This is a genomic window from Brevibacterium sp. 2SA, from assembly GCF_005502845.1.
Taxonomy (GTDB): Bacteria; Actinomycetota; Actinomycetes; order Actinomycetales; family Brevibacteriaceae; genus Brevibacterium.
Map to the genome: position 1 here is coordinate 17153 of NZ_SCMW01000014.1, position 17932 is coordinate 35084.

General features: G+C 62.2%; 11 protein-coding genes. 3 read left to right on the forward strand and 8 right to left on the reverse strand.

Going from position 1 to position 17932, the window contains the following annotated elements:
• Positions 1-365: 365 nt before the first annotated feature.
• From FFS20_RS07425 to FFS20_RS07440, 4 genes are all read right to left on the reverse strand, one after another.
• A complete protein-coding gene (locus tag FFS20_RS07425; RefSeq protein WP_137825231.1) occupies positions 366-1031 on the reverse strand; it encodes an MAE_28990/MAE_18760 family HEPN-like nuclease in 666 nt (221 codons plus the stop codon).
• Positions 1028-2128 (reverse strand): DUF262 domain-containing protein, encoded by a 1101-nt coding sequence (locus FFS20_RS07430; RefSeq protein WP_137825232.1) that lies wholly within the window; start codon positions 2126-2128, stop codon positions 1028-1030. The genes FFS20_RS07425 and FFS20_RS07430 overlap by 4 nt, the downstream gene beginning before the upstream one ends.
• A 295-nt stretch (positions 2129-2423) precedes the next feature.
• Positions 2424-4439, reverse strand: coding sequence for an AarF/UbiB family protein (locus tag FFS20_RS07435; RefSeq protein WP_137825233.1), 2016 nt, complete (start codon positions 4437-4439; stop codon positions 2424-2426).
• Positions 4440-4495: 56 nt separating this feature from the next.
• On the reverse strand, positions 4496-5455 hold the full coding sequence (locus FFS20_RS07440; RefSeq protein ID WP_137825234.1) for a LysR family transcriptional regulator: 960 nt from the start codon (positions 5453-5455) through the stop codon (positions 4496-4498).
• Between the two features lie 149 nt (positions 5456-5604).
• Here FFS20_RS07440 and FFS20_RS07445 point away from each other — a divergent pair, with 149 nt between their 5' ends.
• Positions 5605-6312, forward strand: coding sequence for an amino acid racemase (locus tag FFS20_RS07445; RefSeq protein ID WP_137825235.1), 708 nt, complete (start codon positions 5605-5607; stop codon positions 6310-6312).
• A gap of 178 nt (positions 6313-6490) precedes the next feature.
• The gene (locus FFS20_RS07450; protein WP_137825236.1) at positions 6491-8041 is read left to right on the forward strand and encodes a sodium:solute symporter; all 1551 of its coding nucleotides are present in this window, start codon (positions 6491-6493) and stop codon (positions 8039-8041) included.
• A 1062-nt stretch (positions 8042-9103) separates the two neighbouring features.
• Here the strand turns inward: FFS20_RS07450 and pabB are convergent.
• The 4 genes from pabB to pheS form a co-directional block, all read right to left on the reverse strand.
• Positions 9104-11341 (reverse strand): aminodeoxychorismate synthase component I, encoded by a 2238-nt coding sequence (gene pabB / locus FFS20_RS07455; RefSeq protein WP_249356718.1) that lies wholly within the window; start codon positions 11339-11341, stop codon positions 9104-9106.
• A 127-nt stretch (positions 11342-11468) separates the two neighbouring features.
• A complete protein-coding gene (locus FFS20_RS07460) occupies positions 11469-12350 on the reverse strand; it encodes an SDR family oxidoreductase (RefSeq protein ID WP_137825238.1) in 882 nt (293 codons plus the stop codon).
• A 63-nt stretch (positions 12351-12413) separates the two neighbouring features.
• Complete coding sequence (gene pheT / locus FFS20_RS07465) at positions 12414-14990, reverse strand: phenylalanine--tRNA ligase subunit beta (RefSeq protein ID WP_137825239.1); 2577 nt, start codon at positions 14988-14990, stop codon at positions 12414-12416.
• Positions 14991-14993: 3 nt separating this feature from the next.
• A complete protein-coding gene (gene pheS / locus FFS20_RS07470; protein WP_137825240.1) occupies positions 14994-16037 on the reverse strand; it encodes a phenylalanine--tRNA ligase subunit alpha in 1044 nt (347 codons plus the stop codon).
• A 170-nt stretch (positions 16038-16207) separates the two neighbouring features.
• Here pheS and FFS20_RS07475 point away from each other — a divergent pair, with 170 nt between their 5' ends.
• Positions 16208-17845 (forward strand): acetolactate synthase large subunit, encoded by a 1638-nt coding sequence (locus tag FFS20_RS07475; RefSeq protein WP_137825241.1) that lies wholly within the window; start codon positions 16208-16210, stop codon positions 17843-17845.
• Positions 17846-17932 lie beyond the last annotated feature (87 nt).

Consider the following 17932-nt stretch of genomic DNA (forward strand, 5'->3'; position numbering starts at 1 on the left):
AAGCGATACAGACTGGAGGTGAACCCGTACCAGGATTTGGACTGGCCGCGAAAATACTTTAAGGACCTTTTGAGAAGATCAGGGCCAGCCACATCTACCCCCTCCGAATTAGTAATCCATTTCCAGAATCGGTCCAGACCAGCTAAAGTATTATCAAAATTCAATCGCTTATTAAGTTCCCTCGAGGCATACCAGTCTTCCACGAACTGATACTCCGCGGGCGCATCGGATATTTCGCGAACATCCATCATCTCCGAAGATTGCCACATACTCGCAAATTCACACCTTCCACAACCCCCACGCCCTTAAACATTTTACTAAACTCGCATTTAAAATTCCGAAAGTTGGATCGCACAGAAACTCTACTATTTGAAAGCATGACCTGACACCAAATACCGTTGACCCGAAAGTAGATTAAGTTGAAGATCCCGCAGATTTTCAATCATCCCAATAACTCGGTCCGCGGACCGGATTACGCTTTCCGAATCGAAAACCGCATCCTTCCCATGCGCAACAACATTTCTGCGGTCGCACAACTGCGAATCGACAAAGGTTCGTGAAAGTTCAAAACCTTCAGCTGGCAGTCCAAAACCCACTAGAATATTTTCGAAGTACTCGAATCGAAGGTTATCATGCGTGCGCACAAGCTCATCGCGCCGAAGTCGCAATCTTTGATCACTTTGCCCGCGAGCAAATTTTAGTAAATCATCACGGGCCTGCAAGTCGCCAGAAGAAAGACGCTGAAACAAATGCTTCATGTGAGAAATAACAAACTCGTCGGCTGCCCTTTCCACCGAGGGCTTTCGTTTAATAATAATTTCAGCTAATTTGTCAAAAGTAGACTTCACATAGCCTTCCCAATGGGCGTAGGCCATAACAGATAGTGCGCGGGCGGTAGCACGCGCTCGCGGGGAGTACGGCTTCGAAGAAGCCTCACGCACATCAGATTTTAGAGTTTGCAGCTCAGTTCGACGCCAACCTATTTCCTCGTCTAAGTAGCTCTGGAACTCTGCATCGGTATTGATCCTCATGAGGATGCAAAGAACTTTCGAGCATTGACGACCAGTTGAGGAAAACGCTTACGGGAACTAACACCGGTGCCAGAGTTGGAGCTGAAATTTTTGTTTTTCCAAATTTTCTGAACGCGTTCGGTAAGTTCGTCAGAAGTCTGATTCTCCCAGAATTCGAGATTGCTCGCCACCCCTGACGTTATGAATTCGTAGCTTGATATCGAGAACGGTCCGACATGGCGTGACCCGTCAAACCGCCTAAAAGTGTCGGGCCCAGTCGCATCATTTAGTAAATCGAAGGTCCGTCGAAACTTGTCCCCAGAGAGGAATCCCGCATCGGATTCAGCGCTTTTCTTCATCCAGTCAGTCAGATATGAACCGAATTCTGTCGTAAGTTGCGCAGTGCCGCCCTCATAGGCACCTTCGCAGAAGAACCTCAAAACCAGCTCTGATTTATAGGCCGCGTTTTCCTTTTGCTCCGATACTGAAATGCAATTACTGAATTGCGGGTAGCGAGATAGCTCCGAAAGTCGATGGAACGCGTCTCTATTGATCATGATAAGAAGGCAGTTTCTTGCCTCTTGCAGAGAAAGAGTTGACCCCGCATTCAGGCGCTGAAAGAGATCGAACTTCGCATTAGGATCCGATTCTCTCTTGATGATCGAAAAGGAGAGTTTTGCTCGCTTAAAATCACGTTGCAAGCGTTCGTCGAGTGTTTCACGCGCGTCCGTTGCAGATTCATTCCATCCGACCCCCTCGAGCTCTTGGAGATACTCTCCTCCTCTTAGGACTGAAGGCGGCTGGCGCTCACCTTCTTCATTTTGATACTCCCCAACAAACTCCAAGATCGTAGAAAGTCTCTGAACGCCATCAATTACATCCCACACTCCGTCTTCACGCTGCGCCACGAATATTGTAGGGATGGGGATGCCGAGAAGAATAGATTCAATGAGTCGAGAACGCTGACTTACTTCCCATCGAAAAATTCTCTGAAATTCGGGGTGAATTTCTATGTCGCCGTCCCGATAAAGAGAAATTACTTCGCCAATCGACATACTATACGCATCGGTGCGTATTTCCCGTGCCCGGTCGACTACCCGGTCATAAAGTTCTGTCATCGTTTACCTATTACTTTCTAGTTGAGCATGCCAGAACCACGCAGTTGTCGTGCAGAACATGCATCTTCTGATTACGCTCTCAGGGTTCGTATTCCTATTGGCTAATACTATCATAGTTTTCACTTGCAAAGTAGTGAAAGATCCACCTAATTTTGCTCCGACTCCAGGTACCGTTCCGCCAGCGCAATGTAAAATATTGCCTCCCGTATCGAAACTGGGCGATACCTCGGTCACCGATCGACTTTACTGGGGCGGAGTGTCGCAACGACTCCTCAGTACCGATTGTCACAGAGACCTACCCCAACGAGTCCCAGGCCATCCGCTGGCGCAGCGCCGGCGCCAACACGAGCGCCGCGAGCACACTGCCGGCCAGCAGCACCCATGCTCCGAAGTACGTGAAGAGCTTGAGCTCCGGCGCCAACTGTGGCCCGAAATCGGCGGCCATGAGGATCACTCCGCCGAGGATGAGCGCCGTCGAGACGATCACCTGGATGAACTGCTCGACCGTCGACTTGAGGAGGTTCTTGATCATCGAGATGTTCAGCCCGCTCGTGCCGACATCCAGAGTTCCGTCCTGCAGGTGCCCGGCGATCCGAGCAACCTGTGCGGGCAGCTCCGCCATCTGCGGCACCGTCGCCGCGAAGTAGAGCGTCATCTCACTGCGATCGACTCCGAGGCCCCCGACTTCGCGGAGCAGATCCTTCCCGTTCCTCTTGACCAGCGTCAGCAGGTTCATCTGCGGATCGAGCTTCATCAGCGACCCCTCAAGCGTGCTGATCGCCCGGAACGCCGTCGCCACCGATGTCGGCATCGGGAACCCGTAATCGACGACGAAGTCGATGAGCTCACCGAAGAGCGCCGCCGAGGTTGACCCGGGCCGGCCGTCGCCGTACTTGAGCATGATCTGCCCGATCTCCCGCTGCAGCTCACGCAGGTCGACATCACTCGGTGTGCCGAGCAGCTCAAGGATCGCCGCCGTCGCCGCATGCGAATTCTGCGAATCGAACGCCATGAGCAGCAGCGCAATCGCCCGCCGGTCCCGCTTGTCGATGAGCCCGACGGCACCGAAGTCGACAAGCCCGGCCCGCCCGGCGGAGGAGACGACGATGTTGCCGGGGTGGAGGTCGGCGTGGAAGATCCCCTTGCCGAGCACCTGCCGGACGACCATGAGGAAGAGGTCCTGGGCGATCTCTGCCCGCGCGATCTGCGACAGCTCGGAGACCACCTCGGTGGCATGGGAGAGCGGCACGCCCTCGACGAGATCCATGACGATGACGTACTCCCCCGACAGCTCGGGGTAGACATTGGGAATGTGGACGACCGAGGGCCGTGACGAGTTCTGCCGCCCCGCCTCGTCGGCTTCCCGCAGCGCTTCGATGTGGGCGAGCTCGCCCCGGTAGTCGAGCTCCCCCATGAGCGAATCGACGAAGCTGTTGGCAAGCTTGACGACTCCGACCTTCTTCGCCCAGTCCGTCGACCGCTCGAGTCGCACGGCCAGGGTGAGGACGATGTCGGCATCGGCCTTGACCTGCTTGCGGATCTTCGGCCGCTGCACCTTGACCGCGACGACCTGACCCTCCCACGTCACGGCACGGTGGACCTGGGCGACCGACGCGGCCGCGAAGGGGACCTCGTCGAACTCAGCGAACACCTCGGCGACGGGACGGCCCCACAGGGTCTCCAGCTGTCCTTTCACCTCGGCGAAGGGAACCGGGGGCACACCGGCCTGGAGTTTGGAGAACTCCTCGACGAACTCGTGCGGGATCATGTCACCGCGGGTCGCGATGAACTGTCCGAGCTTGACGAACGTCACCCCGGCCGCTGCCAGGGCGTCACGGGTCGTCGCCGCGATCTCGCGCAGGGACACCCGCAACGTCGGGATGCGCGGTTTGAGGTACCGGCCGAGGCCAAAGCGGATGAGGATCTTCTGGACCTGGGCGAGCCGGTTGACGCGGCGATACCAGGTGGGCACCTTCGGCACGGAGCGCAGCACCGATGACATCGTGCCGGTCGGCATGACGAGTTCGATGGCGAGCAGGACGAACATCTGGATGACGATGAACCACGCGAAGAGGAGGAGGAAGACCATGATCGCGGGGAAGCTCATGTCGAGGCTGGGGTAGGTGTTGTCCTCGGAGATGCCGAGCAGGCGGTACGACTGCAGGGTGATCGGCCAGATCGAGAGGCCCATGACGAGGGAGACGACGATGTTGCGGGCGGCGCCGGTGCCGACCGGCATCATCCGCCTGACGAGGAATCCGACGATGACAGCGTTGATGAGACCCAATCCGATGGAGTAGAGGATCGTCATCCGCACTCCCCTTTCGTCGCCCTAATCCTCATTGCCGTCGCCACCAGCCTAATTGATCACCTCTGGTGAACCTGTGGATCGTCATTGAGAGTTCGCAGTGCATCGAGGAGGTCGGTGATCTCGCCGGCGGTGGCCAGTTCGGTGGGGACAAGGGCACTGATGCGGCGGGTGCCGACCTCGGGGATCGAGATCGCTGCGATGCCCTCGACCGCGGTGGTCCGCCGGGCGCTCTGCGGGAGCAGGGCCACGCCGAGGCTGTTCGACACGAGCGCTTGGATCGCTCCGGGATTGTCGGTGATGTGCCGGGTGCGGGGTTCGAAGCCGGCCCGACGGCACAGGCGTTCGGCAGTCGAGCGGCAGCGTTCGCACCCCATGATCCACGGCAGCTCGGCGACGTCGCTGAGCGCGTGGATCTGTCCGGCCCGGTTCCAGCGTTCCGGGACGAGGAGGTCGAGTCGATCCTCGCCGAGGTCGACGACCGTGGCGTTCTCAAGCTGAGGTGGCTCTTCGTCCTCGTGGTGGAAGACGAAGGCGACGTCGATCGCGCCGTTCTCGAGCAGGGTGAGCGCCTCGGGCGGTTCGGCTTCGACGACTTCGTAGGAGTGGCGGGTGACGTTGTCCGGGCGGGAGTCGTCGCTGGTCTCCAGCGTGCCGAGGGCGGCGGCCAGTGGTCCGATGACGAAGCTCGGGAAGCCGGCGAGGCGGACGTTGCGTCCGCCGAGGCCGAACGCCGTGGCGAGGTCGCGGCGCAGTCCCGTCACCGAGGCGGCGACCTCGGTGGCGCGGATGAGGGCGAGTTGGCCGGCCGTGGTGAGCACGATGCCGCGCGGGGTCCGGTCGAACAGGGAGACGCCGAGGTCCTTCTCGAGGGCGCTCATGTGCTGGGAGAGCGCCGGCTGCGACCACCCGATCTCCCGTGCCGCGGCACCGAGGCTGCCGGCCTGGGCGACAGCGCCGAAGAGGAGGAGGCGTTTGGGGTCGCCGGTGGCGAGCGCGTGGTCGAACTGCTGAGACATAAGTTCAGCTTATGCCAAGTCAGCGCGAACTGGGTCTACTCGGGATGTTCGTGGTGCGGGAGACTGGAAGACATAAGGAATGCGGATCATGCGGCTGGACAATTCGGGCCGAGATCGCGTGCGAGAACGGGTATCGAAGGAGACTGACGATGCGGAGAATCGGACTGCTCGGCGGAATGAGCTGGCACTCGAGCATTGAGTACTACACGAAGATCAATGCGGCGGTCGCCGAGCGCCTCGGCGGTCATCATTCGGCGCAGATCCTCCTCGACTCGTGCGATTTCTCCGGTATCCGCGACCTCCAGATCTCCGAGGACTGGGATGGCGCCTCAGCTGCTTTGGCTGCGACCGGTCAGCGTCTTGTCGACGGCGGCGCCGAGGCGGTGGCCATCGCGACGAACCTCATGCACAAGACGGCACCGACGGTCGAGGCGTCCGTCGACGTCCCGCTCATCCACATCGTCGATTCGATCGCGGCGATGGCGAAGGATCGCGGGTATGCGACGCTGGCGGTGCTCGGCACGAAGTGGACGATGCTCGACGGCTTCTACACCGAGCGCCTCGAGGCGCAGGGCATTGCCACGCTCATTCCCGAGGTGGAGACATGCCTCAAGGTCGATCAGATCATCTGGGACGAGCTCACTCAGGGCCGGTTCACCGAGGCCTCCCGTGCCCGTTACATCGAGATCATGCAGTCGCTGGCCGATCGCGGTGCCGATGCCGTGGCCCTCTCCTGCACGGAGATCGGTCTCCTCGTCCCGCCGGACGTCGCTCCCCTGCCGGCGATCGATTCCGTCGATGCCCATGTCGCGGCGATCGTCGAGTGGATGATGGCGGACGAACTCGTCTCGGCGTGAGATCGGCGCTGGTTCGCTGAGGGCTGCGGTCGTTGGGCGGCCGTTGCGCATAGAGCAATCCAGCTTGTATCCAAAGATTCATTCCGGTAGGTTTCCCGCGTAGGACATCCCACGTTTTATGTTCACTTCGGGACCCGAGGTTTGAGGCGTCCCGATCGACCTTCATCGGAGGAGGAGCATGGACGCTCCAGGTCTTGGCGGGCTCAATTGGGCCGTGATCATCATCTATCTCTTGGCGACGTTGGCCATCGGCGTGTGGTTCACTCGCAAGGCCGGGGAGAGCACGGATGCGTTCTTCAGAGCCGATGGGCGCATCCCCGCGTGGGCGGCCGGATTCAGCATCTATGCGACGACGCTGTCGGCGATCACGTTCATGTCGACTCCTGAGCAGTCGTTCCTCAATGACTGGTCGTATGCGGCGGGCAACATCGCGATCTTCCTCCTCGTTCCAGTGCTTGTCGCGTTCTACATTCCGTTCTTCCGCAAGCTCGACGTCACGACGGCGTACGAGTACCTTGAGGCGCGTTTCGGGCCGAGCATCCGAGTTCTCGGATCGGTGCTCTTCGTGCTCTTCCACATCGGGCGGGTGGCGATCGTCGTCTATCTGCCGACGTTGGCGATCAGTTCGGTCACCGATATCAGCCCGGCACTCATTGCCACGGCGGTCGGTGTGCTCTCGGTGATCTACACGTTCCTCGGCGGGATGGAGGGTGTCATCTGGTCCGACGTCGCTCAGGCCATCATCCTTCTCGTCGGAGCCGCGGTCATCCTCATCTTCGGCATCGCTGCCATCGACGGGGGTATGGCAACGGTTGCCTCGGATGCGGCGAATGACGGCAAGTTCATCACGGCCGACAATTGGACGATCGGTGGAGCGGCAGCGGCAATTCCGATCATCTTCCTCGGGTCGGTGTTCAACAACCTGCATCAGTACACGGCAAGCCAGGATGTCGTGCAGCGTTATCAGACCACGGATTCTCCGAAGGCGGCGGCGCGGTCGCTCATGGTCAACGGGTTCCTCGCGCTGCTGACGATTCCGCTCTTCTATGGGATCGGCACGGTTCTCTACAGCTACTACCGGCATGCAGGGTCGCTTCCCGAGGACTTCAACACCTCGGCGCTCGTCCCGTACTTTGCGGTCAACGTGTTGCCGGCGGGAATCTCGGGACTGCTCATCGCGGCGATCTTCGCGGCCGCGCAGTCGACGATCTCGTCGAGCCTCAACTCGATCTCGGCGTGCGTCACTGTCGATCTGCGCGATCGTTTCTTCCCGCCGCGAGATGGTGTTGCCCGCTCAGGTGTGGGGTTCTCTCGGATGGTCATCGTCGTGGTCGGTGCTGCGTCGGTCGCCGTGGCGCTCTACCTGGTCGCCACTGATCAGGCCGAGACGTGGGATCTGTTCCTCAGCATCACCGGGCTCTTCGGCGTTCCTCTTGCCGGAGTCTTCGCGCTCGGGATCTTCACCACGCGCGCCAACACGTTCGGGGTGCTCAGCGGCTTGCTGCTCGGAGCCGGGCTGGCCTGGTACGTCCAGAACATCGTCGGTCTCAACCCGTTCGCAATCTCGATCGTCGCGTTCGTGGCGTCGGTGGTGCTGGGGTATGTGATCTCGCTGTTGACGGGTTCGCTCGCAGGCCGCACGGATCGAGACGTCCTGCCGTTGACGATCTACGGGAAGCGGGAGGCTTATGTGCCGCGGACTAGCGAAGTCGTGGTTAGACAAGATTGACGCTGGGAAACATGTCGAGCCGTAAATATCAATGAACTCTAGATCGAGTATAAGCGCCACAATTATTTCGAGACAAAATAACACTGTTAACACAACAATCATTTGACCGGTCGTTTAGAATCAGGAAACGATCCAAAGCGTTCAGCAATGCTAAACCATCCGATATACTTCGTATGATAATACTCGTTGCTCAACGAGCCCGTACGCCAGCCAGGCAGAACCTTCCATAGATTTCAACGAGCGTCGAGTATACTCTCGATCTTGCGATATACTTCAAAGTATGATTATGGAATTGATGCCTTTATCAAGCTTAATCGTTTCAATCGTAGCATTGGTCGTCGCCGGACTAGCGCTCTTCCAGGAACGATCTTTTTCTCAGAACCCGACCATTGTTTCCGAGTTTCATGCGCTACACGGCGACCTGGAAGATTCTATTACGGAAAATATCAATCGATCAACACGCGGACCGCGTGACTATGTCGTAAAATTTAGAGTTGATGGCCCAGGCGCTGTCTATAATCCACGAATTGAAATAGAAGATACGAGAGAGAGCGATGTGCCGGTAAGATGGACGTATTGCCAAAAAGATCCCGTGCTTCGGGCTGACCACGGAGAGGTGAAAATTTTCATCAAAGGACGCATCGGGAAGCCAGGAATATCTGTCATATTGTCATACGATCAGCCTAGGCGATTTCGCAAAGGATCGGAAACTAAGCATTATCGCCACAGCGTCCCTCCTCACATCCCGCCTCAAGTCCGATCGAAGACTGAAGTGCTCCGAAGAGGAAAGTGGAGGCCGATACGGATGAAACAGATTACAACCCCCGCTAAAAACCCACTGCCACCCGATGGCAAACTTGCAGACGACTGCTAACACAAGAGGGTAAAGAATTTTATTCGAACCTCCAGAGAGTATTCAAAATTTCTCGAGTCGAAATCAGCTCGCGTAATATTGATACGGTTTCGCCAGTCAGGAATCACTCCAGTATATTCGAGCAACAGTAGATGCAGGAGACTGAAACTCGATCCGGAATTGCATTGCCTGAAGATCGCTTTTTTATACTATTTAATCAGCATTCCAGGACCGTCGAAATTAGTAAGAAGCCGATCCACTGGTTGCAGTTTGACGCGTGACTCAAGAAGTTCTTCGTAATCGACCGAAAGCGCCACTATGGCTCCTCCGACTCCATATGTCATTCCATTGTCAGCTATAGTCGCTGTGCGAATGGGGACGCTGAGGTCGACGGCGCCGTTGAGGGAGAAGTAACCGATGGCTCCGCTGTAGACGCCACGAGGCCCGCTCTCGAGGTCGTCGATGATCGACATCGTGCGATGCTTCGGTGCTCCCGTCATCGAGCCAGGCGGGAAGGCTGCTCGAACACAGTCGACAGGGGTCGATCCACGGCCCAGCTGCGAACGCACCGTGGACACCAACTGGTGGACTGTCGCATAGGTCTCGACGTCGAACAGCTTGGGTACCTCGACCGTGCCAAGTTCGGCAGTAATGCCGAGATCGTGACGGACCAGATCGACGATCATGAGATTCTCGGAGCGGTCCTTGACCGACGACCGCAGATCATCCTTGAGAGCCTCATCTTCCTCAGGGCTGCTCCCCCGCGGTCGAGTCCCCTTGATCGGCTTCGACTCCGCCTCGCCACCTGCCGAGATCCGCAGGAAGCGCTCCGGCGACGTGCTCAGGACGCTCACCTCGGGCGATCGCAGGAACGCACCGAACGGCGTCGGATTGTCCCGCCTCAGGTTGCCATACGTCTCCAACGAGTCACGCGTCCACGGCGTCTCGAGCATGTTCGTCAGACAGACCTCATATGTCTCCCCATCATTGATGAGTCGCTGCGCGTCGGCAATGAGCTCGAGATACTCCGCCTTCGAATGCCGCGCGCTGAGTCCAGGGACGCCGGCGAAGTCCTCCTCGGACACGTTTCGGTGCTCGTGTACTTGTGGAGCAGCGGCCTGCTTCTCGACGACGGCGTGTTCGACCGCTGATCTCACAGCAGTTACTGATTCATCATCGAGTAACGAGGTGCCGATCACTTCGGCAACCGCATCGAACCACGCATCGCATTCGCTGCCACCTACGCCGTCTCCGCTGAGAGCCAGCAGATAGACCGTGCTCGTCTCGTTGTCGATGACGAAGGCACGATCAAGGAACATCATGAGAGCGTCTGGGGTGTCGGCCTCATGCTTGAGCGGCGAACCGACTTCAGCCTTGAGCTCATACCCCAGATAACCAACCCACCCGAGGCGAAACGCGAACGGCAGATCACTTTCGTCACCGGAGTAGGTGAGGTCGACTGCGCCGAGATCGTTCTTGAGCCAATCGAAGAATCCCGATTCGATGGTTTCAGTGCCGCGTCCTGATCGCACCTCGAGCGTCCCCGTGGGGACGTCGGCTCTCACCGACCGGCTCAAAGGCCCGGCGGGGGCACCCATGATCGAGAACCTCGAGTCGGGATGACCCGGCATGTTGCCGTCGAGCCACACGGCCTCTGGCTCGTCGCCGAAGAGCGCGATGAACACGTTTAATGCGGTGCCGCGAAGTGGCAGCTGACGCACATGCACGGCGAGTTCCCGACGCGACACGTCCTCACTAGCGAGCTGATCACCTTCGACCGCTTCATTGCGGAGGAAACGCTCAGGCGACGTCCCTTCGCCGGCCACCGTGGTAGCCACCGGCCGAGACGCCTCACGCCCAGTCTGCGCCCACCATTCCTCCGTCATCCGCCGGAAGTTCCGCAACAGGTCAGCCGCGTGTTCCGTGACGATCGACTCCGGGTGGAACTGCACACCCCACTGCGGTCGCGTCGCGTGCGCCAACCCCATGAGCACACCGTCATCCGACCACGCCGTGGGCACCAGGCTCGACGGCAACTCGGTCACTGCGAGCGAGTGATATCGCGCCGCCTCAAACGGCGACGGCAACCCGGCAATCAGATCCGTGCCCGAATGCTGAATCTCGGACACTCGCCCATGCTGCGGCTCCGGCGCATGCTCCACCGTTCCACCGTGAATGTAGGCGATTCCCTGATGCCCGAGGCACACCCCGAGCAAGGGAATCTCCGCATGAGCAATGACATCCGCACAGATCCCGAAGTCAGCCTGCTCAACTGGCGTCCCCGGCCCCGGCGAGATGACGACATTGTCGAAACCTTCAAGCGCGGCCAGCGAATACTCGGCCCAATCATTGGGCACGACAACCGGCTCACAGCCGTTAACCTCGGCGAGGAGATGGAAGAGATTGAACGTGAACGAGTCGGCATTGTCGATGAGCAGCGTCCGCACCGAATCCGAGCCACCTGCCGGGCGCCGAGCTACATGGCGCTGGGTGGTCGAGCGACCGGAGGGTGGCTGAGACGCACCCCGAGAAGCCGGCCCTGACGCGGGCACTGCGGTCACGAATGGGGCCAGGTCACCCGAGCACCAGGCGACGCGCCGAGTCGGAGAGACCACCGGCCGCCTCGGCGAGCAGGGACTGCTCCGTATCGGCACCCGCACGGACATACCGCCCGGTGAACGCATCGAGCGAGCCCGAGGCCAGGGCCAGCGCGAGGTCGGTGACCTGCTGCGGCGTCGTCCAGTCACCGGCGGTGCGGCGATCGTGGACGGGCATCGACTTCGTCATCGACGTCTCGACGACACCGGGCGCCATCTCGAAGATCCGCAGACCCTTCTCATGCCCGAAGTGGACGACCGAATCGGCGATCCGGAACAGCGACGCCTTCGACGCCGAGTACACCGAATACGCCGGCGTCCCGTTGGCTCCTGATCCCGAGTTGAGGTCGATGATCGCACTCGTCCGACCGGTTGCCTCGGCGGCGGCGCTGAGCACCGGCGCGAACGCGTTGACCATGAGCGCGACCCCGAGGACGTTCGCCCCGACGACGCCGGCCAGGCTCTGCGGATCGGCATCCCAGAGCGGACCTTCCGTCGACTCGATGCGCCCGGCATTGTTGATGAGCACCTGCAGACGCTGACCGGTCTCCTTCTCCAGGCTCGTCACCTGGGACTTGAGCTCGGCGACCGAATCGACGTCGTCGACCGTGAGTCCGAAGCCGGTGACCTCTCCCCCGGTCACCAGCGCCACCTCGGCGGCAGCTTCCCGGGCCTTCGTCGCCGAGGTGGCCGTGAGGACGACACGGTAGCCGGCCCTCGCGAACGCCTCGGAGAGGTGACGTCCGATGCCGCGGGCACCCCCGGTGATGAGGGCGATCGTCTCACTCGGCACCGCGGTGGCCCCGCCGCCGGCCTGGTGGCCGGGCAGCTTCGTCCCGTACGGAAGGTTCTCACTCATCGGTCGGTCTCCTCACTCGTCGACTGGTGATCAGACGGATCTACTGCGCAGGTGCGCACCGCGTCAGCCGCGCACCTGCGCACCGTGGCGCTCGGTCGCGAGCGCCGTCGCGGCCTCCCGCATCGCCGAGGCCTCATCAGCTTTGAGCGTGCGATCCGGAGCCCGGAACGTCAGCCGGAACGCCAGCGACTTCTTGCCCTCGGGCAGCTGGTCACCGGTGTAGAGGTCGAAGATCTCGAGCGCCTCGAGGTCGTCGCCGGCCCCTTCGGTCAGCGTCGCCGCCAGTGTCTGCGCGGGCAGATCGGCATCGACGACGAGCGCGACGTCCTGCCGGGACACCGGGTACGTCGAGAGCGCACCGCCCCACGTCCGCAGGTCCGACTGCGCCAGCAGCGCATCGAGGTCGATCTCGAAGGCGACCGTGCGCGCCGGCAGGCCGAGGTTTTCGATGACCTTCGGATGGAGCTCACCGGCGTATCCGAGCACGCCGCCATCGGCGAGAGTGAACTTCGCGGCCCGGCCCGGGTGCCAGGGCGCTCCGCGTTCGGCCTCGACGCTGACCTCGTCACCGCTGACCGCGGCGATCCGGCGGACGATGTCGATGACATCGGCGGCGTCGGCCCGCCGGCCCTTCCCCCACACTCCGGGGAACTCTGCATGCCCGGCCACGACGCCCGCAAAGTGGTACGGCTGTGCCGGCACCGAGGCGTAGATCTCCTCGAGCTGCTCAGCCGTCGGGTGGTAGCCGGGCAGGTAGCGCGGTCCCGGCGTGGTCGGCAGGCCTTCTGCCGAGGAGACGAGTCCGGCTTCGAAGAGCGCGACGTCCTTGGCCCCGCGACCGAAGTTGCGGGCCGCGACGTCGAGCAGCGTCGAGAGCAGGGTGGTGCGCAGCAGCGGCAGGTCCTCGGACATCGGGTTGGCCAACCGGATGTGGAGACGTCGGGAATCGTCGGCCTCGAGCCGCATCTCGTCATCGCGCTTCGCCGAGGTGAACGGGTAGCTCAGCACCTCCGTGAATCCGTCCGCGGTGAGCAGATTGGAGATCCGGCGGCGTGCCCGCTGGGCGTCGGTCAGTCCCGCACCCGCGCGTGCGGCGGGCTGGACCGAGGGAATCCGGTCGTAGCCGCCGGTGCGCGCGACTTCCTCGACGAGGTCGATGTCGGCGGTGATGTCGGGACGCCAGCTCGGCACGGTCACCCGCAGCAGCCCGTCGCCGCGATCCTCGACACCGGCGCCGATGCCCTCGAGCAGGGAGATCGCCTCGGCGGCGGAGTAGTCGACGCCGACGACGGAGGAGACCCGGTCGACGACGAGGTCGATGACAGTCGGCTCCGGTGCCTCGCCGATCTGCGTCGTCGCGGCACTGAGCGTGCCCCCGGCGAGCTCGACGAGGAGGTCGGCGCAGCGACGCGCGGCCACCGGTCCCAGCCGCGGGTCGACGCCGCGTTCGAAGCGACGTGAGGCCTCGGAGGACAGCTTGTGCCGCCGCGAGGTTCGGGCGATCGAGATCGGGTCGAAGTGCGCGGCCTCGATGACGACGTCGGTCGTCGCGTCATTCACCTCAACGGCTGCGCCGCCCATGACCCCGGCGAGGCCGATGATCTTCGACGAACCGTCGGCGCTGCGGTCGGTGATGAGGAGATCCTCGGCATCGAGGGTGCGTTCGACGTCGTCGAGCGTCGTGAACTTCTCCCCCGCCTCGGCGCGCCGGACGACGATCTCCTCGCCGAGCAGCGCGGTGTCGTACGCGTGGAGGGGCTGCCCGAGTTCGAGCATGACGTAGTTCGTGATGTCGACGACGAGGCTGATCGGGCGCATGCCCGCCTCGATGAGGCGCCGGCGCATCCAGTACGGCGTCGTCTTCGTCGGGTCGATGCCCGTGACCTGCAGGGCGGTGAAGACATCGGATCCGGGCACGCCGTCGATCGGGCGGGCGTCGTCGATGACGACAGGGAAGCCGTCAGCGGTGGGGGCGTTGACCGCGGCGACCTCAGGGCTGCCGATGTCGGTGAACGACTGCCCCTTCATCTGCGCGTACTCCCTGGCGATGCCGCGCATCGACAGCTGGTACCCGCGGTCGGGGGTGACGTTGACGTCGAGGGTGACATCGTCGAGACCGAGGAGGGCGATCGCGTCATCACCCGGTTCGCCGGTGAGTCCGAGATCGGTGAGCACGATGATGCCGTCATGATCCTCGCCAAGGCCGAGCTCGGCGGCCGAGCAGATCATCCCGTCCGAGGTGTGACCATAGGTCTTGCGGGCCGCGATCTGGAAATCACCGGGAAGGACGACGCCGGGCAGGCTGACGACGACGAGGTCGCCGGGCACGAAGTTGTGGGCACCGCAGATGATGCCGCGGCTCGGACGCTCCGCGCCGGGCTGCGGGTCCTTCGGATCGTCGGCGGCCTCGTTGTGCTCGGGACCGACGTCGACACGGCACCAGTTCACGGTCTTGCCGTTCTTGTGCTCCTCTTTGACGAGGTCGAGGACACGTCCGACGACGAGGGGTCCGGTCACCTCGGCGCCGAAGTAGTCCTCTTCTTCGAGCCCGATCGCGGCGAAGTCCGCGGCGAGGGCGTGGGCATCAGTGTCGGCCGGGTAGTCGACGTAGTCGGCCAGCCAGGAAAGGGGGACGCGCATCTCTCAAGCCTTCATTCCGAAACGGGCCGAGAAGCGCACATCGCCTTCGACCATGTCGTGCATATCGTTGATTCCCTCGCGGAGCATGAGCGTGCGCTCGATGCCCATGCCGAACGCGAAGCCCTGGTAGACCTCGGGGTCGATGCCGGCGGCGCGGAGCACATTGGGGTGGACCATGCCGCAGCCGCCCCATTCGATCCAGCCGGGACCGCCGACTTTGTTGGGGAACCAGAAGTCCATCTCCGCGCTCGGTTCGGTGAACGGGAAGAAGCTCGGGCGCAGGCGGGTCGTCGACTCCGGGCCGAACATCTCCCGGGCGAAGCCGTCGAGGGTGCCCTTGAGGTTCGCCATCGTCAGACCCTTGTCGATCGCGATGCCCTCGATCTGGTGGAAGACCGGGGTGTGGGTGGCGTCGAGCTCATCGGTGCGGAACGTCTTGCCCGGGCACACGACGTAGAGCGGGACTCCGCGTTCGAGCAGGGACCGCGACTGCACCGGCGAGGTGTGGGTGCGCAGGACGAGACCGGCCTCGGGCGGGTCGACGAAGAACGTGTCCTGCATCTGGCGGGCCGGGTGGTCAGGGCCGAAGTTGAGGGCGTCGAAGTTGAGCCATTCCGCTTCGATCTCAGGGCCCTCGGCGACCTCCCAGCCGAGGCCGATGAAGTAGTCCGCAGCCTGTTCCTGGATGAGGGAGAGCGGATGGCGAGCGCCGAGTCCGCGCCGATCGCTCGGCAGAGTGACATCGATGGCCTCGTCGACGAGGACCGCGGCGTCGCGTTCGGCCTCGAGCTCGGCGAGGCGATCGTCGTGGGCCTTCTTCACCCGTCCGCGGGACTGGCCGACGACCTTGCCGGCGGTGGCCTTGTCGGCCTTGTCGAGTCCGCCGATCGCGCGGTTCGCCAGTGCCAAGGGAGACTTGTCGCCCATGAAGTCGATCTTCGCCTGCTTGAGGTCATCAAGGGTGGCGGCGTCAGCGAATGCGGTCAGTGCCGTGTCCACGGCAGCCTGCACGGCTGACTCGTCCAAGGGGTCCAAGTGGTCTGTCATCGATGTCCTTTGCGCGTGTGCCTATGCCGCAGAACAGTCTATCCCTTCGCACCCTCCCCCGACGGTCGGCGTCCGGGTGCTGACCACGTCATCCGGCGCCGAGGCGGTCCTCCGTGTCCGATTCGTCACCCACCCGTGCTCTGCGGGTTCAGTCGCGCTAGTGTCGAGTCATGACGACGAATCCAGTCAAAGCCTCCGATGTCATGGTCAAGGCCCTCGAGAACGAAGGCGTCGAGAGGATCTTCGGGATCCCCGGGGAGGAGAACCTCGACTTCGTCGAGTCCCTGCGCGAGTCCTCGATCGAACTCATCATCACCCGTCATGAGCAGGCTGCCGCCTTCATGGCCGCGACCTACGGCCGGCTCACCGGCAAGCCGGGCGTGTGTCTGACGACGCTCGGGCCCGGGGCACTCAACCTCGCGACCGGGGCCGCGTACGCCAACCTCGGCGGGATGCCCGTCGTCATGATCACCGGTCAGAAGGGCATCCGAACCGCGGAGCAGGCGCGCTTCCAGATCGTCAACACGGTCGCCGCGATGGGCCCGCTGACGAAGTCGACGCATCAGATCACCTCGGCGACGATGATCCCCACCATGGTCAGGGAGGCATTCCGGGTCGCGCAGGACGAACGTCCGGGGCCCGTCCATCTCGAACTGCCCGAGGACATCGCCGCGACCCCGGTCTACAACTTTGAGCTCATCCCGCCGCACCGGATGATCCAGCCGGTCGCCCCGGACGCCTCACTCGAAGCGGCCGCGAAGATCATCCGGGAAGCCGAGCGTCCCCTGCTCATGCTCGGTGCCGACGCCTCCCGCGCCGGCTGCCGACTCCCCCTGGCCGAGTTCGTGCCCCGCGTCGGGATCCCCTACTTCACGACGCAGATGGGCAAGGGATCGGTGTCGGGGTCGAGTGAGCTCTACATGGGCACGGCGGCGCTGACCGATCGCGACTACGTCCACGACGCGATCGAAAGCGCCGATGTCATCGTCACGATCGGCCACGACACGACGGAGAAGCCGCCGTTCACGATGGACGAGGACGGACCGACCGTCGTCCACCTCAACTTCCGCGCCGCCGTCGTCGAACAGGTGTACTTCCCGCAGCTCGAGGTCGTCGGGGACCTCGGTCCCACGCTCAACCGGCTCGCCGACCTGCTCGAGGGTCAGGTGCCCAATGCGCAGGCGCTGCTGCCGATGCGGGCGGGGATCCTCGCGAAGATCGAGGAGGGGGCAACCGAGCACCGGTTCACTCCGCAGCGGATCATCCACGATGTCCGCGCTGTCATGCCCGTCGACGGCATCGTCGCCCTCGACAACGGGATGTACAAGATCTGGTTCGCCCGCAACTACCGCACCACCAGGGCGAACACTCTGCTGCTCGACAATGCGCTGGCGACGATGGGAGCCGGGCTGCCCTCGGCGATCGCCGCGAAGCTCACGCATCCCGAGTGCCGGGTCATGGCGGTTGCCGGTGACGGTGGTTTCATGATGAACAGCCAGGAGATGGAGACTGCGGTGCGCCTCGGCCTCGATCTCGTCGTCCTCATCCTCGAGGACAGCGGCTACGGGATGATCCAGTGGAAGCAGGCCGTCGACGGGTTCCCGGACTTCGGGCTGCAGTTCGGCAACCCCGACTTCGTCACCTATGCCGAATCGTACGGGGCGAAGGGGCGTCGCCTCGACGACGTCGACGACCTCCAGGGGGCGCTCGAGACGGCGTTCGAGGAGGGCGGTGTCCAGCTCATCGTCATCCCCATCGACTACTCGGAGAACCAGCGGGTGCTCACCGAGGAGCTGCGGAACCGGTGATCACCGGCGGGTGAGCGGTGTGGGCTCGGGCACCGGGATGGGCTGGGGTGCTTAAGTAGTCGTGGGTGCCGGGGTGTTGATGTCCCT